Origin of the sequence: Shewanella benthica KT99, assembly GCF_000172075.1 — a bacterium.
Taxonomy (GTDB): Bacteria; Pseudomonadota; Gammaproteobacteria; order Enterobacterales; family Shewanellaceae; genus Shewanella; species Shewanella benthica_A.
Map to the genome: position 1 here is coordinate 77,825 of NZ_ABIC01000013.1, position 22,372 is coordinate 100,196.

The following is a 22,372-nucleotide window of genomic DNA, read 5'->3' on the forward strand; positions in this document are numbered from 1 at the left end:
TTGTCTAGCCAGAAGAAGCAAAAACTGCAGATAAATCCCGACCAACTTAAGCAGTTGATCGAGGCGAGCCTGTTCGTTTTAGGAAAAATGGTCAGCATAAAGAGCCTGAAAGAGACTGTGCTAGTGAGCTTCAGTGTCACTCGGGTTAAGATTAAAGCTGCGATAGAAGAGTTACAACAAGATTATCAGGGGCGAGGTGTTGAGCTAGTCAGCGTCGCCGGCGGCTATCGATTTCAAACTATCGAAGCTTTAAGTCCTTATCTGCAGCCCTTGTGGCAGGAGAAGGCAGCAAAATATTCACGGGCAACCTTAGAAACTTTGGCCGTAATTGCATACCGTCAACCTGTGACTCGAGGTGATATCGAGTTTGTCAGGGGCGTAGCAGTCAGTAGTCACACCATAAAAAGTTTGACTGACAGACAATGGATTAAAACGGTGGGGCATAAAGAAGTACCGGGTAGACCGGCGTTGTATGCGACTACCACCGATTTTTTAGCCTATTTTGGCTTAGAACGTCTAGCGGACTTACCGCCGCTAACCGATACTGAGTCCTTAGAGGCCCTCTTTTCAAATGTGAATTCAAGCTCGGATTCAAATGAAGAGACTGGGTCTGAAAATACATTAAACACAGAAGAGTCTACTAATGAGTGAAAAGTTGCAGAAAGTCTTGGCCCGTGCAGGCCATGGCTCCCGTCGTGAGATGGAGGCATGGATTGCTGCAGGTCGAATTAGTATAGATGGTGAGATAGCAAATCTTGGTGATCGCATCGAAGCCGATGTAAAGATCCGTATCGATGGTCGAGCCATTTCGATTAAATCGGCAGAAGATCTTATCTGTCGCGTGATTGCCTATCATAAGCCTGAGGGCGAGATTTGTAGTCGCAAAGACCCGGAAGGTCGTCCTACGGTGTTCGACCGTCTGCCCAAGACACGTGATTCACGTTGGGTGGCTGTCGGTCGTCTCGATATCAACACCTCAGGTCTGTTGCTGTTTACCTCAGATGGTGAGTTGGCAAACCGCTTGATGCATCCATCTAATGAAGTCGAACGTGAGTACGCAGTGCGTACCTTCGGTGAAGTCACCGATGCTTGTATTCAACGCCTGAGAACCGGCGTTACCTTAGAAGATGGCCCGGCGAGTTTTGATAAAGTGAAAGCGGCTGGCGGCGAAGGCATGAACAAGTGGTGGCATGTGTCACTTGCCGAAGGCCGTAACCGTGAAGTTCGCCGTTTATGGGAATCTCAAGAGGTACAGGTGAGCCGTCTTATCCGTATTCGTTACGGCAAGATTGAGTTACCTAAGTCTCTGCCTCGTGGCGGTTGGGTTGAGTTGACCATGGAAGAGGTGAATTACCTGAGAAAAACGGCAGGCTTGAAGGAAGAGACTCGTACCGTTCTAGGTACCGATAAGCACAGCGTCGCTCGCTCGAAAGTGAAGGGTTCTAAGATCCGTCGTGCAGTGCGCAAGCATAAAGCGGTAGCAAGTAAGCCAGGGCGTAAGAGAACCTAGTTAAAAAGGGTTAAATAAGTGACTAGATTACTAGGATTTAGTGCCTAGGAACCTATCTAGTATGAATTAGAAAAGGCTGCTGATGCAGCCTTTTCTGTGTCTGGACTTTGTCTTGTCTTGTCCTAGGAACTAGATTCTAGAACCTAGGTACTTCCTATCTTACTGTGCGTTCAGCTGCTGACCGTTAACATCTGCAGAATCATCACCCATAAGATAAAGATAAGTCGCCATGATATCTTCCGGCTCTTTGAGTGTGCTTGGGTTTTCAGCCGGGTAGGCATTAGCGCGCATTCCAGTGCGAGTCGCACCAGGGTTTATGCTATTGACTCTCAAGCTGGAGCCTTCATATTCATCGGCGATAGATTGCATCATGCCTTCGGTGGCAAATTTAGAGATGGCGTATTCGCCCCAGAATGCGCGGCCCTGACGTCCGACGGCGCTAGAGGTAAACACCAGTGATGCCTTAGGTGCCTTCTTCATGATAGGTAATAGTGCCCTGGTCATCATGATTTCGGCGATGACATTGACCTGCATGACCTCTTTCACCGAATCCATTGAAATATGTTCAAATGGGCCTAAAACACCTAGCAGGCTCGCGTTATGCAGGGCCCCATCCAGGTGACCAAACTGCTCTTCGATGGTCTCAGCCATATCGACATAGTTTTGCTCGGTAGCCCCTTTTAAGTCCAAAGGAATAATCGCTGGCTTAGGATAACCTGCTTGTACTATCCGGTCATATACGGCTTCTAATTTCTTCACTGTCTTGCCAAGAAGAATAACGGTGGCGCCATGCTTAGCGAAACTGATGGCTGCGGCGCGTCCAATCCCGTCGCCAGCGCCTGTTATGAGTATAGTTTTATTAATAAGTAGATCTTTTTCAGCTTGATATTCCAACATGAGTCAATATTTCCTGTTGGCGGAAAACCCCGCCACCTCTAGAGTCACTGATGTGATAAACACTGGTTTTAAACAAATGATTAATTATCGTGGGTGTATTCGTTGATCGTATGTAACAAAAATGTAGCTAAGTCAATATTTTTACGTTAACTTGAGCTTGGGTAAGGACGGGTAAAAGTCCTACTTTGGTCACACGGTATTGCCTATTGTGACCAATTTTTTTGGGGAAAACAAAAATTATTACAATAAGATTTGGGGAACAAAGATGAAAAGACTCTTTTTGGGTGTTGTGATTGCATCTGCGCTAGGACTCACGGCCTGTAGTGAAGATAGTGTCGATGAGTTAAAAGATAAGGTTGAGCCTCTGATCCCTGAGTCTCATATGGTATTTGATCCAGCCAATGGTAAAGTGCCTTTGCCAAATGATTTACTCTTTAACGGCACTATAGATGGCACGATTAATATCCCTGGCGAAGCGGCCGATGGCTCCAGTGATTATACCGATCCTTCGATGGCTCTTGGCGCATTAGATGGTTGGTCGACCACGGCGCCTATCTCTATCACAGTTGAGCCGGCAACCGATCATGATGGTACTGTTCTAAGTTTAGATGTGGCATCCGTTTTTCAACCCGGTGCGGTGAGAGTATTTGAGGCCACTGTTGGCGGCGAACTATCATCCGATCCAGAATGTAAAGCCAGCCCATCAGCTTCCGCCTGTAAAGTAGGGGATGAGCTACAATTCGGTGTAGACTTTGTCTCGAAGGGCTCAGGTAACACCATAGCCATTGTTCCATTGAAGCCCCTTAAAGCCAGTCAATCATATATTTATGTGACGACAGATTTAATACTAGATTCTGCGGGTCGCTCCATCGCGCCGTCGAGCACATATGGTCTACTTAAACTCGATATCGATACTCATCCACTCGAGACCGAAGATCAACTGATACTACAAACATTGGTCAATAGCTATGAGAAAGGCATAGCGGCCGAGCATGGTGTGGATCTTGAAACGATCAGTTATTCGGGTCTGTTTACCACTCAGTCAGTCTCAGATGTCTATGAAACACTGAAACTCTTGATGGCTCAGCCTGGATCGCCTTATGCGCCAAAATTCTCAGTTGCACCTGCTCCTCTTGGCTATACCCTAGCCACTGCAGCCGGGCTAACAGAAGCCGATGGTTTGGCTTTTGTCTTGGCTGATATGGCCAATGTATTTACTGCTGAATTAACCTTGCCTATCTTCGGTGATTGTTCTTCTGCGGGCTGTTTAGACGAAAACATGCAGCCTACGATAAATGGTAGCTGGAAAGCGTTCGGTGATAGCCCAGTTTCCGTGCTACTGGCACTTCAAGCTGGCACCATGAGTCAGCAAAATTACGGCATGCAAGCCATGGCCTATGACATTGACCCAGCTGCGGGCATTGCTAACCCAGCGCTTTTAGCGGGCAAAACCTGGTTACTCGACGATGGTACAGCGGCCGATAAAGCCAAGCATTTGACCAAGTTTAATCCTATTCCGGCCATTAAAGGCTACGAGAAGGTGCCGGTATTTATTACCTTGCCCGACGCGGCTAAGCTAGCAGCCTTCAACGAGTCTCAAGGTCTTCCCTTTGTGGCGCCTACTGCTGGTTGGCCGACGAATATCGCACTGCATGGTTTGGGCGGCGGCAAAGAGACTGCGATGACTTTCGCCGGCACCTATGCGGCTATGGGTATCGCGACGATTGCAATCGATCATCCATTGCACGGTGCACGTTCATTCGATGCTGATGGAGATGGTGTCTACGAAGTGTCGGCGTCAGCACCTGAGTTCGGTGTTGCAATAGGAAAACCCCAAGCCTTTGTCAATGGTAATCCATTGGCCTTCATCAATATTGCCAGCACATTAACTGTGCGTGATAATTTCCGTCAGAGTGTTGTCGATCATCTGGGTGTGCGTCTGGCACTGACAGGCCTATCTATGCAGCTGGCTCAGATGGAGTTACCGCAGATATTTGATATTGGCAAGATCAGCTCACAAGGTTTAAGTCTTGGTGCTATCGTCAATACCAACTTTTCAGCCTATGCCAGCACAGGCTTAGTTCACCCCGAAACGGGTACTGCACTGCCAAACGTTTATGCGTTGAATGCATCTTCATTGGTTGCGCCCTCGGGTGGTTTAGCCGGAACATTCATTGGCTCGCCAACTTTTGCGCCCATGTTGTTCGAAAATATCGTCACGACAGATGCCTTCCAAGCATTGGTTGATGAAGCCAATACCGCTGGCTATGAACCTGGTACGCCAGAATATGCAGCGCTTGTTCAAGCCGTCTATAAAGGTTTCATACCTGCCTTTGCCTTTGCGGTTCAGACCGCAGTGGACAGCGCCGATCCGATAAACCATGCTGCTATGCTTAAAGCAACGGGTCTTCCGGTACACTTGGTTGAGATAGTGGGTGACGGCACCGATGAGAATAAGCCAGATCAGGTATTGCCAAACAGTGTCGAAGGATTTCCTACTGCGGGTACTGAGCCACTTATCACCGCCTTGGGTCTAGAGTGTATCGATACTACAACGGCAGGTTCTGGGGCTGTTCGCTTCGTTGAGGGGCATCATAGCTCCCTTACTGATACTTCCGGCACTGCTGCAACGGTAGAGATGCAGCAAGAAGTTGCCGGGTTTGCGCTGACTGCGGGGAAAGGCTTTGCGACTATCTTAGTTGATAATAGCGATGTTCTTCTGCCTTGTGGCTAGAATTACTCTAACGAGTAAACATTAACTGAACCCAGCATTTGCTGGGTTTTTATTGGCTGATTTACCCGATAGCACATTTGTTATTGAGCTTATTCTGCTAGAATAAGCTCAATTTTGCATTCAAGATAAATAAGCTGGAGCATACTTTGGATTTTTTGTACGAATATGGATTGTTTTTTGCCAAAGCGATCACAGTAGTGATATCGATAATGGCTGTCATCCTTGTGGTGCTTGCTTCTGCGATAAAGCAAAAAGGAGAGAAGGGAGAGTTATTGCTGATAAACCTTTCTGAAAATCTTAAAAACCTTAAGCATGATCTTAAAGAGGAGTTGCTGACTAAGAAGCAGTTCAAAGCCTATAAGAAACAGCTGAAAGCCGACGAGAAGATCAAAGAGAAAGCCGAGAAAGAACAAGATGAACAGACATTAGACCCTAGAGTGTTTGTGGTCGATTTTAAGGGCAGCATAGATGCCAGTGAAGTAGCTTCTCTACGTGAAGAGATCAGCGCCATCCTAACTATCGCTGAAACGGACGATGAAGTTATTGTCAATGTTGAGAGTGGTGGCGGCATGGTTCATGGCTATGGTTTAGCATCGAGTCAGCTGGACCGTCTGCGTCAGGCCGGTATTCATTTGACTATTTGTGTTGACAAAGTGGCGGCTAGTGGCGGTTACATGATGGCGTGTGTGGCGAATAAGATCTATGCGGCTCCATTTGCGATTGTTGGCTCGATTGGCGTTGTAGCGCAGATACCTAACTTCAATAAACTGCTCAAGAAGCACGACATCGATTATGAACAGCATACGGCAGGGGATTTTAAGCGAACCTTGACCCTATTTGGTGAGAACACCGACGAGGGCCGGGCGAAGTTTCAGGCTGAGCTTGAAGACACTCATGTGTTATTTAAACAGTTTATCGCTAAATATCGTCCTGAATTAGATCTTGATAAAGTCGCCACGGGTGAACATTGGTATGGTCAACAGGCCATCAAACTGGGCCTTGTCGACGCCATATCGACTAGTGATGATGTGGTGATGAAACTCGCAAGAGAGAGAACCGTGATCAAGGTGCGCTATCAGTTGAAGAAAAAGTTTGCCGATAAAATTGCTCATGGGATATCACTGTCATTTAACGCAATATTCAATAAACTCGCCGAGAAAAATCAACGACTAGGCTAATCGTTTGAGATGTGATACACCGGAAAAGCCTGCATATGCAGGCTTTTTTATGGGTAGCTTTTGGATGAATAGATTGGGCTAATATTGGGGGGATGAAGTTAGACCAATCGGTATTAGCTGTTTAGCTCAGGCTAGCCTAATGTGTGAGTCTTAACTCTTGTCTGTGCTCATGTTGATGACTCTCGGCGCACTGGGTACATCTCTGCTCTACGGGATTGATGTCTAAGCGTTCGGCTTCTATCTCATTCTCACAATCGGAGCAGAGACCGTATAGGCCAATATCCAGCTGACATACTGCGGCATCGACTTGGGTTATTTGGCTAAATAATGGGTGTTCACATAAGCCTGCCTGGGTTAATAGAACTATCAGTTCGCATCGCGAACTCGATTGAGTATCTAGGCTGATGTTTTTACTCTGGGCAAGTTTACCTATCTCTATCCTTAGATTAGATTCTAGCTGTGACAATTCATGTCTGGTATGGGATCTGCTCACGAGTATATGCCTGAAAAGTTATTTCGGAGATTAAGTCTAAACTGGTGAGGTTTTTTGACTATGACTGAGATCAATTCTAGGTCATATTTAGTGCTTCCATCAGTAAGAACTAAGCTGGAACTGGGAAATTTTGTCTACTTTTTATCAGAGGTATGATCAGGCGGGAGAGACTCTTACTGATTGCTACGTACTTTAGACTTATGCGAGTGCTCTCAGTAAAGAGAGAATTTCCGGCGTTTTTTTCAATACTCTCACTTGGGTAAACAGTTCATCGGCTTCACTGTATTGTTTTGCGATGAATTTAAGCCACTGTTTTATTCGAGCAGGATAATATTTCTCTTTCTCGCTGACGATTTCGTCGTCCGAGTATTGTAATAGTAGCCGTAAGACTTCAGGCCATGGCATTTTAGTTTGGCATCCCTTGATCACTTGGGCTAGATTAGGTACGGCCAATGCGCCTCGGCCTATCATGACATCATCACACTGACTGACTTGTTGGCACTCGAGATAATCTTCACGGCTCCACACCTCACCATTTGCGATCACAGGTATTGAGATAGCCTGTTTTATTTGGCGAATATATTCCCAGTGAGCAGGGGGCTTGTAACCTTCTTCCTTGGTTCTGGCGTGCACGGTCAGTTCTGTGGCTCCTGCGGCTTCAATCGCTTGAGCTATTTCGACGCAGCGACTCTTATCATCCCAACCAAGGCGTATCTTTGCGGTTGCCGGGAGTGGTTCGGGCACGGCCTCACGGACGGCTTTGACTATGCGGTAGATGGTCTCAGGCTCTTTTAGCAGCGCCGCTCCGCCATTGTTGCGATTGACCATGGGAGCTGGACAGCCAAAATTAAGGTCGACACCAAGGGAGCCAAGTTCGACGGCGCGCAGGGCATTTTCCGCCATCCACTGTGGGTGTTGGCCGAGCAACTGTAATCTGACCGGGGTGCCGGACCTAGTCTTACTCTCATTAGCCAATTCGGCGCATAGGCGATAGAAGACTCTTTCCGGCAGGAGTTGATCCACCACGCGAATAAACTCACTGATCACCAGATCGTATCCACCGACACCGGTCAGGAGTGCTCGCATAGACGCATCGGCGACGCCTTCCATTGGGGCGAGTATTACACGCATTTTGTCGCTCTTGTCAGATTCATTGTTATTAGGTTCACTGGATCAGTTTATTTATTGGCTAGCATGGTTAAGGAGTGTTGAAATATCTGTCCTACAACTAGCGCGGCCAGCATTTTAGCTTATGATGAGGTAGGATTCAAAACTTGTTTTTATTGTTTAACTTCAATAGCCTTATCGATTGAATTTATTGCATTATTTATTATTGTTAGACTTGAAGTTTACTAAAATATGCGGCATAAATGTGATCTTGTTAAAATTTTTGAAATAAGTTTGAGCTACATCAGGTCTACTTATGCAAGCCAGCTGACATGCAGTGTAGTTGGTAACCTAAACTACTTTATTGATTTTAAAGGAATACATTATGAATTTAGTTAAAAAAACTGCTGTTGCTGCTGCCCTTGGTACTATTGTTATGGGTTCGGCATTTGCCGGTGAAGCTCAGGCCAACCCATTTGGTTTTAGCCAGATGGAAGCGGGTTACCAGCTTGTCGATGGCGAAGGTAAATGTGGCGGTGACATGAAGAAGGGCAAAGAAGGCAAGTGTGGCGATGACATGAAGAAGGGCAAAGAAGGCAAATGTGGCGGCGACATGAAGACAGCCCATGAAGGCAAGTGTGGCGGTGACATGAAGAAAGCCAATGAAGGCAAGTGTGGCGGTGACATGAAGAAGGGTAAAGAGGGAAAATGTGGTGAAGGCAAGTGTGGCGGTGACATGAAGAAAGCCAATGAAGGCAAGTGTGGCGGCGACATGCAGAAAGCTAAAGAAGGTAAGTGTGGCGGTGACATGTAAGTCAATTTTATCTGTTGAGGCTTAGCCTTTACGATAGTGAATAGATATTTAAGGCCGGTGTATACTGGCCTTAATTGTTTTTATCCAAGTATAAAACTGAAATTTTCTATAGTCAGCAAAGTTTTTTTGGAGTGAATATGACAGAGCGAGCCAAGGTGGGATTAGGCTTGAGGCGTGAGATGTTGGATGAATTTTGCGACTCTATTGCAGATGCTATCGATTTTTTCGAGGTTGCCCCGGAGAACTGGATGACATTAGGAGGAAAGTATGGTCGACAACTTAGGCAACTTACTGAGAGTAAGCCTTTTTTCTGTCATGGTTTATCTTTGTCTATCGGTGGGCCTGCACCCTTAGATATGGAGTTCATTAAGAATGTGAAAGCCTTTTTGGACGAGCACAATATCGAGATTTACTCTGAACATCTTAGCTACTGTTCGGGGGCGGGACACATGTATGATCTTATGCCAATCCCGTTTACCGAGGAGGCGGTCAAGCATGTTGTCAAGCGTGTAAAGCAAGTTGAAGATGTTATAGAGAGGCCGCTTATCCTGGAGAATGTTTCTTTTTACACGGCGCCAGGTGCCGAGATGAGTGAGCTCGAATTTGTCACTGCTGTGCTCGGTGAAGCTGATTGTAAAATGCTTCTCGATGTGAATAACATCTATGTGAACTCAATTAATCATCAGTACGATGCCGATGAGTTCTTAAGAGCCATGCCGACGGAGCGTGTCGCCTATCTCCATATAGCTGGCCATTTTGAAGAAGCAAAAGATATCCTAGTTGACACCCATGGAGCCGATATTGTATCGCCTGTATGGCAGTTACTTCAAACCTGTTATCAAGTACACGGAGTACATCCTACCTTGCTAGAGAGGGATTTTAATATTCCTGAGACACAGGTGTTGCTTAAGGAAATAGATAAAATTCATCGATACCAAGAGACAGGTTTGTCTCAGTTTTCAAGGAGCGTATGATGAAATTTGATGTGATTCAACAGTCATTTATCGATTATATCAAGCAACCTTCACGCCCATTACCTAAGGGCACAGAAGCCCGGCGGATGAAGATATATCGGGATCTGTTTTTCAATAATATCAATGGATTTGTCACCAGTGCATTCCCCGTGTTGCACAGTTTATACTCTGAAGAAGACTGGTTGACACTGATCCAAGATTTTTTTGTGACTCATGATTGTCAGACACCGATATTTATTGAAATAGCTCATGAATTTGTCATTTTTCTTCAGTCTGAATATCAGTTAACAGACCGTGATCCTGTATTTATTATCGAACTGGCTCATTATGAATATATGGAGTTGGTCGTGGCCGTCGCTAAAGATAATCCCTTGCACCAAGATATCAAAGGGCCGATAGCGCAAGTGGCATTGTGTTTGTCTGATACGGCTAAAGTGTTGCAATATAGCTTCGATGTTCAGCGAGTAAGTGAAGATTATCGACCCGATACCCCCACCGAGAGTCCGCAGCAATTTTGCTTATATCGCGATGGGCAAGAGGTCGTGATTTTTTTGCAACTCAACCCCTTAACAGCACAAGTACTGGGTTACCTGTCCCAACATGAAACTGTCAGTTTCGACCATCTGCTGACTTGGCTAAAACAGACTTACCCACAGATGGCTGATGACGTATTAACTCAAGGTTGTGGGCAGATGTTAGCTGATCTCGCTGCCAAGGGGGTGGTGAAACAATACTTGGCTTAATGGACTTGAATGAGGTGATTTGGCTTGGTTCATTAAGCTAGAGTAGCTGATTGACATTAATAGCTATCATTATTCTTAATAAAATCATAATCGAAGCTACTTAAGTCGGTAAAAGATTAAATACTGCTTCCTAAACTATGGACAAATCTCTATAATATTGCCAAAAATTGATCTAGATCAATAAAATTACCCGAGTGATTGAGCGAGGAAGTTATGAGTCAGCCATTTAAAGATCCATTTAACATCATCTATTTCATTGGTTTCATCTTAGTCATGATGATCCCAACGTTGCCTGCGACCTTAGCTTGGTTGAAAATTTCCGGACTAATTTAATACCATTCCATATAAGTATCTGGTCAGTTCAGAGACTCTCAGCTTTTTCAATTCAAGGCCCATTGATGAGGAAATGGTTATTCCCTTTTAAGTCAATGTAACACCGAAGTGAAAACACTGAGAGCCTCACGCAGTGCGGCTGATGTTTAAAGCAAAGGGCAAAGCCCTTTATGCTACGTTGAATGTTCTCGATATACGACTGCATGGTCTATTTTGTTCCATACAAAATAAGACATTTCCTCCTTCCATGGAGGTCAGATGCAGGAGGTACGAGCCCATGGACGGGTGAAGGTAGAATAATGCAGGAGCCATTATCGAGAGCAACGCAGGAGCTTGTTGCCGAGAATAACTATTAGCTTCAAACATTCGCCTTGCCTACAGTGCTTTGAACTCCCGCTGAATGATCAGATACTTACTCGGAATGGTATAATTAGCGTAATACAAGTCTAGATACCCGGCACTTGTTTGGGTAAACTAACCACTCTTTGGAGTGGTTTTTTTTGGACTTTTTTGATTTTAACAAAACTAGTTAAGTAAATATTTGAGTAAGTAGAGTAAGGGAAATAATGGCTTTTAAACGTGGTTTTTATTTGATTTGTGGATTATGCAGTTTGGCGCTTGGCTTGCTGGGGATCCCGCTTCCAATACTACCTACCGTACCTTTTATCTTACTCGCCGCCTTCTGTTTCGCTCGCTCTAGCGATCGGCTACACAATTGGCTGATGACTCATCCCTGGTTTTCAGAAGCGTTGCATGATTGGGCGCAGAACAGAGGGATCCGTAAAGGGCTAAAGAAGAAGGCCTATATTGTCAGTGGACTCAGTTTTGCCGTTAGCATAGCCATAGTGCCATTAATATGGGTAAAACTGATGCTGCTTTGCTTCGCCCTCGGCCTAGGTTTTTTTCTCAAGCAGATCCCCGAACTAGACGATTAATACCAGACACTCTTTTACACGTCATCTTTATACAGAAAACTCAGTATCGGCTTTTTCTTTAGAATATATCGCTAAATTGTGACCCAATGCGTAATTATTGTCCTAATTAGTCGGGGAGATTGTTGCAAGTATGCCCAAAGACACATAAGCTGTTAGCCGGCTTTTTTAAAGCTGGCGAGATTTGCCGGCCAAACTAAAAGATGATGGTCATGAACAAAGACAGCTTAGCATTGATAAAACAGAGCATAAAAACAATTCCAGATTACCCGAAAGCCGGGATCTTTTTCAGAGATGTGACAAGTTTGCTTGAAGAGCCTGTAGCTTACAGAGCAAGCATAGAACTCCTGGCTGAGGAGTACAAAGATCAAGGGTTTACCAAAATAGTGGGTACAGAAGCTCGTGGCTTCCTGTTCGGGGCGCCTTTAGCCTTGGCATTAGGTGTCGGTTTTATACCTGTACGTAAGCCGGGTAAATTACCACGTGAGACGATTTCTCAGAGCTATGATCTCGAATATGGTCAAGATGTTCTGGAACTGCATGTCGATGCAATCTCAGCTGACGATAAAGTGTTAGTGGTCGATGATTTACTTGCAACGGGCGGTACGATCGAAGCGACTGTCAAGTTGATCCGTAAACTAGGTGGTCAAGTTAACCATGCTGCGTTTGTTATCTCTCTGCCCGATCTCGGTGGTGAGAAGCGTCTCGAAGCCATGGATCTTAAACTGGTTACCTTGTGTGAATTTGATGGTGAATAATCCAGCGTACAATATATTCCAGAAGTAGCTGGTCAAGTTAACCATGTTGCTTCTGGTTTATCTTGATATTCCAGAGGTAGCAGGTCAAGTTAATCATCTTGGTTCTGGTTATAAAATGCTCCTCAGTAGCGCCTTTTAACATGGCATGTTATGGTGCAGATTACTCAGGAGCGTGCTCCCGAATTTACTCAACGACACTTTGGGGAGTTCCATGTCATATCAGGTGTTGGCCAGAAAATGGCGCCCTGCCACATTTGAACAAATGGTTGGTCAGTCTCACGTTTTACTTGCATTAACCAATGCGCTCACTCAGCAAAGATTACATCATGCTTACCTGTTTTCCGGCACTCGAGGTGTGGGTAAAACCAGCTTAGCTCGGCTATTCGCTAAAGGGTTAAACTGTGAACAGGGGATCACAGCCTCTCCATGTGGTCAATGTTCCAGCTGTGTTGAAATAGCCGAAGGGCGTTTTGTGGATCTTATCGAAGTCGATGCGGCTTCGCGAACTAAAGTCGATGATACTAGGGAACTGCTCGATAATGTGCAGTACCGTCCTAGTCGAGGCCGATTCAAGGTGTATCTCATCGATGAGGTGCACATGCTATCGCGCAGCAGTTTCAATGCATTGTTAAAGACGCTCGAAGAGCCACCTGAGCATGTAAAGTTTCTACTAGCGACCACAGATCCTCAGCGTCTGCCTGTGACGGTTCTGTCTCGTTGTCTGCAATTTAATTTAAAAAGCCTGACTCAGGATGAAATTTCAGCGCAACTGTCCTATGTGCTTACTCAAGAGCAGCTCACCTTCGATCACGCTGCATTGACACTGTTGGCTAAAGCGGCCAATGGCAGTATGCGAGATGCCCTGAGTCTTACGGACCAGGCCATTGCTTTTGGTGCCGGTACTGTACAGCTGACTCAGGTACAGACCATGCTTGGCAGTATCGATGAGAAACATGTACTTTCCTTGTTTAACGCCTTAGTTCAAGGGGATATCGAGAATTTGATGCGGATGATCGGCCAGATTTTATCCTTTGGCGCCGACCCAGAGGAAGTGCTCAGAAGCCTACTGGAATTATTACATCAAATAACCTTAAGTCAGTTTGCCCCCGCAGCGGCTCAGCTTTCCATTTATAGTGAGCAGATTAAGGCTTTCGCAGAGCAACTCAGTCCCGAACAAGTACAACTTTATTATCAGTTATTGTTAACGGGGAGAAAAGATCTTCCCCATGCGCCAGACCCAAAATCTGGATTAGAGATGGCGCTGCTTAGGGCCGTCTCCTTCGTGCCTGAAACGCCGGTGACCCGTTGGGTCGTGGATAAACCTGCTAAAGTGATCATCCCAGAACGCGTAACCGGACAGGATAATCCTCAACAGCCGGAAGCTAAAGACAAACCTGTTAGTCAAGATAATTCAAATGGCCAGCCAACTGAAGTTCAAAAAGAGCCCGTCTCTGAGCCAGTTCCTGAGCTTGTTTCTAAGCCTGAGGCCGCCGTAATTCCTCAAGCTGAGCCAGATGATGAGACCGATGATTTACTTGCGCTTAATAGCGAACAAGCCCTCATTTTAAGTCAGGCATCGAGCCAGGGGGTGGAGCCGAGTAGTCTAAACACTGCCGAGCCTGATAGCCAAGCCGAGACCACTCATTTAGACGATAAAGCAGTAAGGTTAAGTCCGCCTGAAGACCCTAGTAAGGTCAATCCGCCTGGCAGCAATCAATCTGAATTATCTCAGCCTGAGTTGAGCCCTGAGCAGCTAGCCCAAGATGCAGACTTCGATGCTCAATATGGTTTTCAACAAGATGAACAAGAGCTAGGGGATTACCAGACGCCCGTAGCCGATGATGTACAGCCTATTCAGCAGACTGTGACTCCTTCGCCTCAGTCAGATGTAGGCTCTGGCCTTACTGGCCAAGGGCCTGATTTTCAAGCTGGAACTGAGTTGGAAGACGATATATTAGCCGCCGTCTTAGCGGCGCGAGACTCACTGCTCACCGATCTGGCCAAAACGCCTGAGGAGAGTGCTGGAAAAAAGCCTGAAGTTCAGCGCAAGGATTTTGCCCCTCCTAAGCGCCAACCTCAAGCCGAGAATGATGATGCAGCACCGTCTTCGTTAGGCGGTCAGGCTATAGTTGAAGTTAAGTCAGACGCTAAAGCTGCACTTCAGTCTCAGCCTGTTTTAGCTACAGCCATTGAAGACAGGCCTCCCTGGGAGGAATCTGTCGAAGTCGCGGCTACTGAGAATACCACCTCTTCAGGTGGCGATGAGCAAGGCACAGATACTCATCCAATGGTATCTAGTCAAGTAGAAGCCCAGGTACCTGTACAAGATCAGGTACAAACTGAAATACAAGCTCAGTCATTTGACCCGCTTCCCCCGCTGGGTGAAGGCGAGGTGACAGGCAATGAGGTCGATCTCAACTGGTATCGATTGATGTCTGCTATCGATGTCGGCGGCAGGGTGCGTCAATTAGCGGTGAACTCAGTGTGCCATGAGTTTACCGAGCCCTTGTCTCTGTTATTAAAACCTATCCAGAAGCACTTGGCTGCTGAGATAGCTATAGTGCAGTTAGAGGAAGCATTAGGCAAGGTGTTAGGCGCCGAGATTAAGGTCAGTATATCTGTTGGAGTCGATGGCGACAGAGAGACACCACTGGAAGTGCGTCAGCGTTTTCATCGGGAGATCCAAGCACAGGCGCGCCAAGGCTTGTTAACCGACACCAATGTCCAATGGCTAATGAGCCAAATGGGAGCAGAGCTTGAAAACGATAGCTTAAGTTATGCACCTGAGCTATTGAGTTTAAAAGGAAATACCATTGAGCTTATCGATAAGTCGAACTTTAAGGCGTTACCTCAGTCATAAGTTTGTACGGCTTTGATTGATTATCGACATTATTTAAGTAAGATGAGCCCACTTTATTCGACCCTTAATTGAAGAGAAATAGATATGTTTGGAAAAGGCGGTATGGGTAACCTGATGAAGCAGGCGCAACAGATGCAAGACAAAATGGCCAAAGCGCAAGAAGAGATCGCGCGTATGGAAGTGACCGGTGAAGCCGGTGCGGGTCTGGTGAAAATTACCATGACAGGTTCTCACAGTGTACGTAAAGTGGATATCGATCCTAGCCTGTTAGAAGATGATAAAGAGATGCTAGAAGATCTTATCGCTGCAGCATGCAATGATGCAGCACGCCGTGTCGAAGAGAGCCAAAAAGAGAGAATGGCTGAAGTGACAGGTGGCATGCAGTTACCACCAGGCATGAAGATGCCGTTCTAATAAATAGTTTTTGTAAACAACTGCTTATCCTAGTTTGATTCTGTGGGGTCTAACAGGGGGCAAAATTAGCCCGAGTATATCTTGGGCTTTTTTATATTCTTAATTTGGTATTACTCATTATTTTTCACAAGATACCTAAATTTAACTTCATTTCTATGTACTCTTTAGTGCATTGGGACGCTATAGCCTTGTTCGGTGATGAAACCGATAGCTTCTTCTTTAAACTCTTTGGCATAAGTGCGGTACTGTCTTTTCGTATTCACCTCGATTAGACCAGAATAGATCTTATTATTCATAAGCATGAAAATATTCCGTGTCTTTTTTTCATTATTATTTTTTTGTGATGGCTCCATAAGATTAGAATGAAAAATTCGTGTCTACTGTATTGAACAGTAAGGCAATGTTGTGGCGACACCTAAAATGAAGACATTAATAAAGAATTTTGTAGAGAAAGAAAATGAACATAATTAGAAGATTGTTACAAGCTATGGGCTTCAAGAGCATCAGTGCACAATTATTAATGCTAAATATCATTCTAGCTCTGTTCGGATTTAGTGCCATGGCGATTATATACAATGACATGCAAGCCGATGCTGCGACCATTAATATTGCAGGTCGACAGCGTATGTTGTCACAACTGGTAGCCAAAGAAGTTCTGTTGTTGCAGTTTGGCGTAGGGCGGGATACAGGGGTGAAAAAGGCGATTGAATTGTTTGAGTCTTCGATGAACATGTTACTTAATGGTGATACAAAGCGTGGTATTTCTGCTCCCATGACCCCAGAGATCAAGAGCCGACTCGGGAAGGTTAATAAACTGTGGAGTAAATATCGTGAGGGGATTCAAGCGTTGCTGCTGCTAGGAGATAAAGATCAGCATAATGAAAAACGGAGTCATTTAATTGGTGAGCTCCATCAACGTGCACCTATTTTGCTAAAGGAAATGAATCAAGTTGTCCTTATGATGGAAACAGCCAGTAATGCCAGTGCGACTAGCAAGATGCAGCTTATCCTTGGCTTGATTTTCTTGTTGATGCTGCTCTCTGGAATTCTGTATCTTTATGTGCACAAGTACCTGCTGACTCCCTTACTGCCACTACGAGAAGGATTGCAGAAGATTGCCAAAGGAGATCTTACCAAGCGGTTACCTGCGGATGATAATGATGATGATGAAATGGGGGCTCTCTACCGCGATTATAACGAGGCACGAAACGATTTTTCTGATATGTTGATAAATGTGGTTAGAACAAGCGAGCAGTTAAGTGTTTCCAGCTTACAACTAAAAGGGGCCGCGACCGAAAATGCCATCAGCATGGATCAACAATATCAGGAGATCGAGCTGATCTCGACGGCTATGAATGAGATCACCGCCACAATTCAAGAAGTAGCGGGTAGTAGTGCCCATGCCTCAGACTACACTGAGCGTGCCGAACAGGAGGCTAACCGTGGACGTGAGGTGATGGGCGGAGCAGCCACAACCATTGATAAACTCAATCAGCAGGTTCAAGCGGTGGGGGCTGTGATTCATACCTTAGATGCCGATAGTCAGGAGATTAGTACCGTGCTAGATGTAATATCCAGCATTGCAGATCAGACGAATCTGTTGGCTTTAAACGCAGCCATAGAAGCTGCACGGGCCGGAGAGGCTGGTCGTGGTTTTGCGGTAGTTGCCGATGAAGTGCGTGGGCTTGCAGCACGGACAGCCAAATCGACCAGTGAAATTCAGCAGATGGTTGAGAAACTTCAAAGCCAAGTACAACAAGCGGTGCAGGCTATTAGCGCTGGCCAGAAGCAGGCATCTATAGGCGTCAAGCACGTACAAGAGGCTGATGATGCCCTAGAGCGAATCGTCGAAGCTGTTGTTGCAATCAATGAGATGAATGCTCATATTGCAACGGCCTCAAGAGAACAGAGTTGTGTCGCTGAGGAGATGAATCAGCGTATCGTACATGTGGCCGACGCATCGCAGAAAACTCGTGACAATGCCTCGAATAATCAGGAACTGGCGGACAATCTCTCACAGATGGGAGAACAGTTACGCAATTATACAGTCGGTTTCCGTGTCTAACCTTACCCTCTTAGTGATCTTTAAGGTTTATACACTCTATGAACTTGAAGCCAATTATCTTACTTCGTTTTTAGAGTGTGTATGCAGGTATCGAGAGGGCTAATAGGCTGCAGGCTTTTGCTATAAGTGGCGTACTTTACGAGCAAGTAGAGGTTATAGATGTTTAACTAAGGGACAAATAGGGGCCAAAACCTTAGGGTTCTATGATAATATCCAGCGCTAAATTTGATGAGAGATGCTTAGCAATGCCTATTTATAACTTATCAGCACATATCAGCACATATCAGCACATATCAGTGCTCTTTATGCTTCAGACATGAAGATGCCGTTTTAATTTGAGTATTATTAGATAATGAAATTTAGTCCCCTGGTTGATGAGTTGATCCAAACTTTGAAATGTTTACCTGGCGTTGGACCTAAATCCGCTCAACGTATGGCATTTCAGTTATTAGAACGGGATCGAAAAGCGGGGCAATCCCTGAGTCAGGCACTGTCAAAGGCGATGAGTGATGTGGGGCATTGTCAATCCTGCCGCACCTTCACCGAAGAGGTTCATTGTCCGATTTGTGCCAGTCACAAACGCGGGCTATCTCAGGTGATTTGTGTGGTTGAAACCCCTGCCGACGTGCTTGCTATCGAAGCCGGTGGACATTTTTCTGGGCGTTACTTTGTTCTGCTTGGCCACCTGTCACCTTTAGACGGTGTTGGGCCTGATGAGCTAGGGTTAGCTTTGTTGGAAGAACATTTAGCCTCTGGTGAGGTGGCCGAGTTGATTTTAGCGACCAATCCTACGGTGGAAGGGGATGCGACGGCGCACTTTATTGCCGATATAGCTAAGAGTCATAACGTTATCGTGAGTCGTATCGCTCACGGAGTCCCTGTCGGCGGTGAGCTTGAGTATGTCGATAGTACCACGTTAGCGCTTTCTTTTAATGGTCGTCTTCCGCTGTAATTTTTATGCTATTCCCCGTCTTAGGTTTTCAGATCCAGATAAATCCAGTATTTGTTGCGACAATACTGGTTTTTTTTAGCCATTTAAACGCCAGTTACCTCTTTCCCCTTGAAATGCAAAATTCCAGCCCCATCTCTATTTTCATAAAACACTTTGCGTCATATAAAGCTTAACTCCATAAAGAGTTAGGTTTGGTGAAATACAATAAAGGAACAATCCATGTCACAACAAGAAACTCATGGCTTTCAAACTGAAGTCAAACAACTATTAAACTTGATGATTAACTCTTTATATTCCAATAAAGAGATTTTCTTGCGTGAATTGGTCTCTAACGCTGCCGACGCTGCAGACAAGTTGCGTTATGAAGCGTTGACTAATGATGCCCTCTACGAAGGCGATGGTGAGCTAAGAGTGCGTATCAGTGCCGATGCAGATAAAGGCACTATCACTATCAGCGATAATGGCATAGGCATGACCCGCGACAGTGTGATTGAGAACCTAGGCACTATCGCTAAGTCGGGTACTGCGGAATTTTTCAATACCCTATCCGGTGATGATACTAAGGATTCACAACTCATAGGTCAGTTTGGTGTGGGTTTCTACTCCTCATTCATCGTTGCCGATAAGGTTACTGTGCGTACACGTGCCGCTGGTCACAGCGCCGATGAAGGTGTGTTGTGGGAATCGGCGGGAGAAGGTGATTTTACCGTAGAAAACATCACTAAAGAGACTCGTGGAACTGAAATCGTCTTGCACCTTCGCAAAGACGAGCAAGATTTTGCTCAAGAATATCGTCTGCGTTCGATCATCACTAAGTATTCAGATCATATCTCAGTCCCTGTGGAAATGTTCGAAGAGGGTACGCCTGCGATTGAAGCGTCAGAAGATCAAGAAGCTGTGGCCGCAGTAGAAGGTTCTTGGAAGCCGATGAATAAGGCAACTGCCCTTTGGACCCGTAACAAGAGCGATATCTCCAAAGAGGAGTATGAGGAGTTTTATAAACATATCTCTCACGATTTTACTGGGCCTCTTTCATGGAGCCATAACCGGGTCGAAGGCAAGCAGGAATACACCAGCTTACTGTATATTCCATCGAAAGCGCCTTGGGATATGTGGAACCGTGACCGTAAGCATGGTCTGAAACTGTTCGTCCAGCGCGTGTTCGTGATGGATGATGCCGAGCAGTTTATGCCGAGTTACCTGCGTTTCATGCAGGGAATAATAGACTCAAACGATCTACCCTTGAACGTGTCTCGTGAAATTTTACAAGAAAACAAGGTGACGACAGCACTGAGAACCGCGGTGACTAAGCGCGCACTCGGCATGCTGGAGAAGCTGGCTAAGAATGATGCTGAGAAGTATCAGACATTCTGGGCTGAATTTGGTCAGGTGCTAAAAGAAGGCCCAGCCGAAGATATGGTAAACAAGGAGCGTGTAGCCGGCTTGTTACGCTTCGCATCGACTCATACCCAAGAAGCGACACCGACGGTTTCTCTCGCCGATTACATCGGCCGTATGCAGGAAGGTCAAAGTAAGATCTACTACATAGTCGCAGATAGCCATGACGCGGCTGCCAATAGCCCGCATCTTGAGTTGCTACGCAAGAAAGGTATCGAGGTCCTCTTGATGTCTGAGCGCATCGATGAGTGGTTGGTCAATCACCTTACAGATTTCGACGGTAAGCAGCTGCACTCGGTGACTCGTGGTGATCTTGAACTTGGTGATCTCGAAGATGCTGCTGAAAAAGAAGCTCAGGAGAAGTTAGAAACTGAGTCGGAAGGTTTGGTGAAACGTGTTAAAGATTCACTGGGTGACAAGGTGTCTGCAGTGAAAGTGACCACTCGTCTTACCGATACCCCAGCGTGTGTCGTCGCGAGTGAAGGTGATATGTCGACTCAGATGATTAAATTGATGGAGGCTGCCGGACAAGCTGCACCGGAAAGTAAGCCTATATTTGAGATTAATCCTGAGCATCCTCTGGTTGCGCGTCTTAATGATGAGCAAGATGAAGCCGTATTTGCTCAATGGGTCGAGTTATTATTGCAACAGGCCCAGCTATCAGAGAAAGGTAGCCTGGTAGATCCATCAGCCTTCATCAAGCTGATGAACCAGATGTTGTTGGCTAAACTTAATTAATCAGCCCTAATCATTGAGAAGGCAGAGCATCTAGTACTCGGGTAGTATTAGGGGTCTGCCTTTTTTATATCTGCGGCATTTATCACGCGTTTCCTTGAAGGTCAGCATTATGGAGACGAGAATGAGTGCCCGTATAAACAGATAAAAGGATTGTTATGGAAACTGTTCTAGATATAACCAAAGAGAATATTCAGCAAATCGTCGATGCGTCGGCAGAGCAAGTTGTTGTGCTCTGTTTCTGGTCTAATCAAAGTCCGGAAAGTATCACTTTAAGTCAGACATTGGTCTCCATGGCCCAGCAACAAGCTGGCCGTTTTGTGTTAGCAAAAATTGATTGTGACAGCGAGAAGGAGATCGCCAATTATTTTCAAATTAAGGACATCCCCACGACCTTAGTGCTCAGCGAAGGCAAGCCAATAGATGGTTTTTCGGGTACGCAAGATGAGAGGCAGATCACCGAGATGTTAGATAAGCATCTTCCGGCCCAGTGGCAGCTTAAGCTAAACCAAGCCAAGGCTTTGCTCGTGGATGAAGATGTTCAAGCGGCGCTTCACTTGTTAAGGGATGCTTATAGCGAATCGCCAAATGCTGAAATCGCCTTAGTGTACGCCGATGCTGAGCTGATGGCAGGCGATCTTACCTTAGTGGTGGAGTTGTTAGGCTGTGTGGGCCTGGCAGATCAGGACGGCTACTATCAAACTCTGAAAGCTAAATTAGCGCTGGCACTGGATGCTGCCGATACCCCTGAGATCCGTCAATTACAGCTGGCTTGTGATAGTGAGCCTGATAATGTCTCTCTATTGCTAGACTTAGTTAAGGGGCTTCATCAGGCAAAAAGAGATGAAGAAGCACTGGCACTCCTATTTGCTCCTCTATCTAAAGATATTTCGATTGAGAATGGTGATGTTAAAAAGCTGTTTCTGGAAATTTTGACTGCATTAGGTCAGGGACATCAGCTGGCAAATCAGTATCGCCGTAAGTTATACAGTTTATTGTATTGATATTGAGTTCAAATTCAGTACTAAAATCAAACATAATAAACCGATCCTATGTGGTCTGATTAGACATGATTGTCTATCAGGCCAATGTCTAATGATTAATACCATTCCATATAAGTATCTGGTCAGTTCAGAGGCTCTCAGTTTTTTCAATTCAAGGCACATTGATGAGGAAATGGTTATTCCCTTTTAAGTCAATGTAACACAGAAGTGGAAACACTGAGAGCCTCACGCAGTACGGCCGATGTTTAAAGCAAAGGGCAAAGCCCTTTATGCTACGTTGAATGTTCTCGATATACGACTGCATGGTCTATTTTGTTCCATACAAAATAAGACATTTCCTCCTTCCATGGAGGTCAGATGCAGGAGGTAGAGCAACGCAGGAGCCTGTTGCCGAGAATAACTATTAGCTTCAAACATTCGCCTTGCCTACAGCGCTTTGAACTCCCGCTGAATGATCAGATACTTACTCGG

Annotated in this window: 19 protein-coding genes; 15 read left to right on the forward strand and 4 right to left on the reverse strand. The window is 45.6% G+C overall.

Annotated elements, in window-relative coordinates:
- The first annotated feature begins 24 nt into the window (after positions 1 to 24).
- Positions 25 to 651, forward strand: coding sequence for an SMC-Scp complex subunit ScpB (scpB, locus tag KT99_RS08405; RefSeq protein ID WP_040571767.1), 627 nt, complete (start codon positions 25 to 27; stop codon positions 649 to 651).
- On the forward strand, positions 644 to 1,510 hold the full coding sequence (rluB, locus tag KT99_RS08410; protein ID WP_005498947.1) for a 23S rRNA pseudouridine(2605) synthase RluB: 867 nt from the start codon (positions 644 to 646) through the stop codon (positions 1,508 to 1,510). The genes scpB and rluB overlap by 8 nt, the downstream gene beginning before the upstream one ends.
- Positions 1,511 to 1,669: 159 nt before the next feature.
- Here rluB and KT99_RS08415 read toward each other — a convergent pair whose 3' ends face one another.
- Positions 1,670 to 2,407: a YciK family oxidoreductase gene (locus KT99_RS08415; RefSeq protein WP_005498948.1), complete on the reverse strand. Its 738-nt coding sequence runs from the start codon at positions 2,405 to 2,407 to the stop codon at positions 1,670 to 1,672.
- Between the two features lie 265 nt (positions 2,408 to 2,672).
- Here KT99_RS08415 and KT99_RS08420 point away from each other — a divergent pair, with 265 nt between their 5' ends.
- Both KT99_RS08420 and sohB read left to right on the forward strand, forming a co-directional pair.
- Positions 2,673 to 5,141 carry a VolA/Pla-1 family phospholipase gene (locus KT99_RS08420; RefSeq protein WP_005498949.1) on the forward strand — a complete coding sequence of 823 codons (2,469 nt, stop codon included), beginning with the start codon at positions 2,673 to 2,675 and terminating at the stop codon, positions 5,139 to 5,141.
- Between the two features lie 146 nt (positions 5,142 to 5,287).
- Positions 5,288 to 6,319 carry a protease SohB gene (gene sohB, locus KT99_RS08425; RefSeq protein ID WP_040571758.1) on the forward strand — a complete coding sequence of 344 codons (1,032 nt, stop codon included), beginning with the start codon at positions 5,288 to 5,290 and terminating at the stop codon, positions 6,317 to 6,319.
- A 136-nt stretch (positions 6,320 to 6,455) separates the two neighbouring features.
- On the opposite strand, the gene KT99_RS08430 is transcribed toward sohB, so the two are convergent.
- Both KT99_RS08430 and dusC read right to left on the reverse strand, forming a co-directional pair.
- On the reverse strand, positions 6,456 to 6,812 hold the full coding sequence (locus KT99_RS08430; protein WP_005498951.1) for a TraR/DksA family transcriptional regulator: 357 nt from the start codon (positions 6,810 to 6,812) through the stop codon (positions 6,456 to 6,458).
- A gap of 198 nt (positions 6,813 to 7,010) precedes the next feature.
- Complete coding sequence (gene dusC / locus KT99_RS08435; protein ID WP_040571759.1) at positions 7,011 to 7,943, reverse strand: tRNA dihydrouridine(16) synthase DusC; 933 nt, start codon at positions 7,941 to 7,943, stop codon at positions 7,011 to 7,013.
- Between the two features lie 361 nt (positions 7,944 to 8,304).
- Here dusC and KT99_RS08440 point away from each other — a divergent pair, with 361 nt between their 5' ends.
- The 7 genes from KT99_RS08440 (at position 8,305) to KT99_RS08470 (ending at position 15,747) form a co-directional block, all read left to right on the forward strand.
- The gene (locus KT99_RS08440; protein ID WP_005498953.1) at positions 8,305 to 8,733 is read left to right on the forward strand and encodes an HvfA family oxazolone/thioamide-modified RiPP metallophore; all 429 of its coding nucleotides are present in this window, start codon (positions 8,305 to 8,307) and stop codon (positions 8,731 to 8,733) included.
- 137 nt (positions 8,734 to 8,870) lie between these two features.
- Positions 8,871 to 9,707, forward strand: a complete 837-nt coding sequence (locus KT99_RS08445) for an HvfB family MNIO-type RiPP peptide maturase (protein WP_005498954.1) — start codon at positions 8,871 to 8,873, stop codon at positions 9,705 to 9,707.
- A complete protein-coding gene (locus tag KT99_RS08450; protein ID WP_005498955.1) occupies positions 9,707 to 10,450 on the forward strand; it encodes an HvfC family RiPP maturation protein in 744 nt (247 codons plus the stop codon). The genes KT99_RS08445 and KT99_RS08450 overlap by 1 nt, the downstream gene beginning before the upstream one ends.
- Positions 10,451 to 11,349: 899 nt before the next feature.
- Complete coding sequence (locus KT99_RS08455) at positions 11,350 to 11,718, forward strand: YbaN family protein (protein ID WP_005498958.1); 369 nt, start codon at positions 11,350 to 11,352, stop codon at positions 11,716 to 11,718.
- 203 nt (positions 11,719 to 11,921) lie between these two features.
- Positions 11,922 to 12,473 (forward strand): adenine phosphoribosyltransferase, encoded by a 552-nt coding sequence (apt, locus tag KT99_RS08460; protein ID WP_198402007.1) that lies wholly within the window; start codon positions 11,922 to 11,924, stop codon positions 12,471 to 12,473.
- A gap of 211 nt (positions 12,474 to 12,684) precedes the next feature.
- A complete protein-coding gene (dnaX, locus tag KT99_RS08465) occupies positions 12,685 to 15,333 on the forward strand; it encodes a DNA polymerase III subunit gamma/tau (protein ID WP_005498961.1) in 2,649 nt (882 codons plus the stop codon).
- 84 nt (positions 15,334 to 15,417) lie between these two features.
- Positions 15,418 to 15,747 carry a YbaB/EbfC family nucleoid-associated protein gene (locus tag KT99_RS08470; RefSeq protein WP_005498969.1) on the forward strand — a complete coding sequence of 110 codons (330 nt, stop codon included), beginning with the start codon at positions 15,418 to 15,420 and terminating at the stop codon, positions 15,745 to 15,747.
- Positions 15,748 to 15,911: 164 nt separating this feature from the next.
- Here the strand turns inward: KT99_RS08470 and KT99_RS21960 are convergent, their stop codons facing one another.
- On the reverse strand, positions 15,912 to 16,049 hold the full coding sequence (locus KT99_RS21960) for a hypothetical protein (protein ID WP_157752191.1): 138 nt from the start codon (positions 16,047 to 16,049) through the stop codon (positions 15,912 to 15,914).
- A 155-nt stretch (positions 16,050 to 16,204) separates the two neighbouring features.
- Here KT99_RS21960 and KT99_RS08475 point away from each other — a divergent pair, with 155 nt between their 5' ends.
- The 4 genes from KT99_RS08475 (at position 16,205) to KT99_RS08490 (ending at position 21,901) form a co-directional block, all read left to right on the forward strand.
- Entirely contained in the window at positions 16,205 to 17,812 is a 1,608-nt protein-coding gene (locus tag KT99_RS08475; protein WP_040571760.1) for a methyl-accepting chemotaxis protein, read from the forward strand.
- Positions 17,813 to 18,164: 352 nt separating this feature from the next.
- The gene (recR, locus tag KT99_RS08480) at positions 18,165 to 18,764 is read left to right on the forward strand and encodes a recombination mediator RecR (protein ID WP_005498972.1); all 600 of its coding nucleotides are present in this window, start codon (positions 18,165 to 18,167) and stop codon (positions 18,762 to 18,764) included.
- Between the two features lie 219 nt (positions 18,765 to 18,983).
- Positions 18,984 to 20,900 (forward strand): molecular chaperone HtpG, encoded by a 1,917-nt coding sequence (gene htpG / locus KT99_RS08485; RefSeq protein ID WP_005498974.1) that lies wholly within the window; start codon positions 18,984 to 18,986, stop codon positions 20,898 to 20,900.
- A 155-nt stretch (positions 20,901 to 21,055) separates the two neighbouring features.
- A complete protein-coding gene (locus KT99_RS08490; protein WP_005498975.1) occupies positions 21,056 to 21,901 on the forward strand; it encodes a tetratricopeptide repeat protein in 846 nt (281 codons plus the stop codon).
- The last annotated feature ends 471 nt before the right edge of the window (positions 21,902 to 22,372 follow it).

Bases quoted from the DNA above. Each gene is read 5' to 3' on its own strand.
- KT99_RS08415 (WP_005498948.1), bottom strand. From the start codon at position 2,407: ATGTTGGAATATCAAGCTGAAAAAGATCTACTTATTAATAAAACTATA.
- KT99_RS08450 (WP_005498955.1), top strand. From the start codon at position 9,707: ATGAAATTTGATGTGATTCAACAGTCATTTATCGATTATATCAAGCAA.
- KT99_RS08445 (WP_005498954.1), top strand. From the start codon at position 8,871: ATGACAGAGCGAGCCAAGGTGGGATTAGGCTTGAGGCGTGAGATGTTG.
- rluB (WP_005498947.1), top strand. From the start codon at position 644: ATGAGTGAAAAGTTGCAGAAAGTCTTGGCCCGTGCAGGCCATGGCTCC.
- KT99_RS08440 (WP_005498953.1), top strand. From the start codon at position 8,305: ATGAATTTAGTTAAAAAAACTGCTGTTGCTGCTGCCCTTGGTACTATT.
- KT99_RS08475 (WP_040571760.1), top strand. From the start codon at position 16,205: ATGAACATAATTAGAAGATTGTTACAAGCTATGGGCTTCAAGAGCATC.
- recR (WP_005498972.1), top strand. From the start codon at position 18,165: ATGAAATTTAGTCCCCTGGTTGATGAGTTGATCCAAACTTTGAAATGT.
- KT99_RS21960 (WP_157752191.1), bottom strand. From the start codon at position 16,049: ATGCTTATGAATAATAAGATCTATTCTGGTCTAATCGAGGTGAATACG.
- KT99_RS08490 (WP_005498975.1), top strand. From the start codon at position 21,056: ATGGAAACTGTTCTAGATATAACCAAAGAGAATATTCAGCAAATCGTC.
- KT99_RS08420 (WP_005498949.1), top strand. From the start codon at position 2,673: ATGAAAAGACTCTTTTTGGGTGTTGTGATTGCATCTGCGCTAGGACTC.
- dusC (WP_040571759.1), bottom strand. From the start codon at position 7,943: ATGCGTGTAATACTCGCCCCAATGGAAGGCGTCGCCGATGCGTCTATG.
- KT99_RS08455 (WP_005498958.1), top strand. From the start codon at position 11,350: ATGGCTTTTAAACGTGGTTTTTATTTGATTTGTGGATTATGCAGTTTG.
- apt (WP_198402007.1), top strand. From the start codon at position 11,922: ATGGTCATGAACAAAGACAGCTTAGCATTGATAAAACAGAGCATAAAA.
- htpG (WP_005498974.1), top strand. From the start codon at position 18,984: ATGTCACAACAAGAAACTCATGGCTTTCAAACTGAAGTCAAACAACTA.
- dnaX (WP_005498961.1), top strand. From the start codon at position 12,685: ATGTCATATCAGGTGTTGGCCAGAAAATGGCGCCCTGCCACATTTGAA.
- KT99_RS08470 (WP_005498969.1), top strand. From the start codon at position 15,418: ATGTTTGGAAAAGGCGGTATGGGTAACCTGATGAAGCAGGCGCAACAG.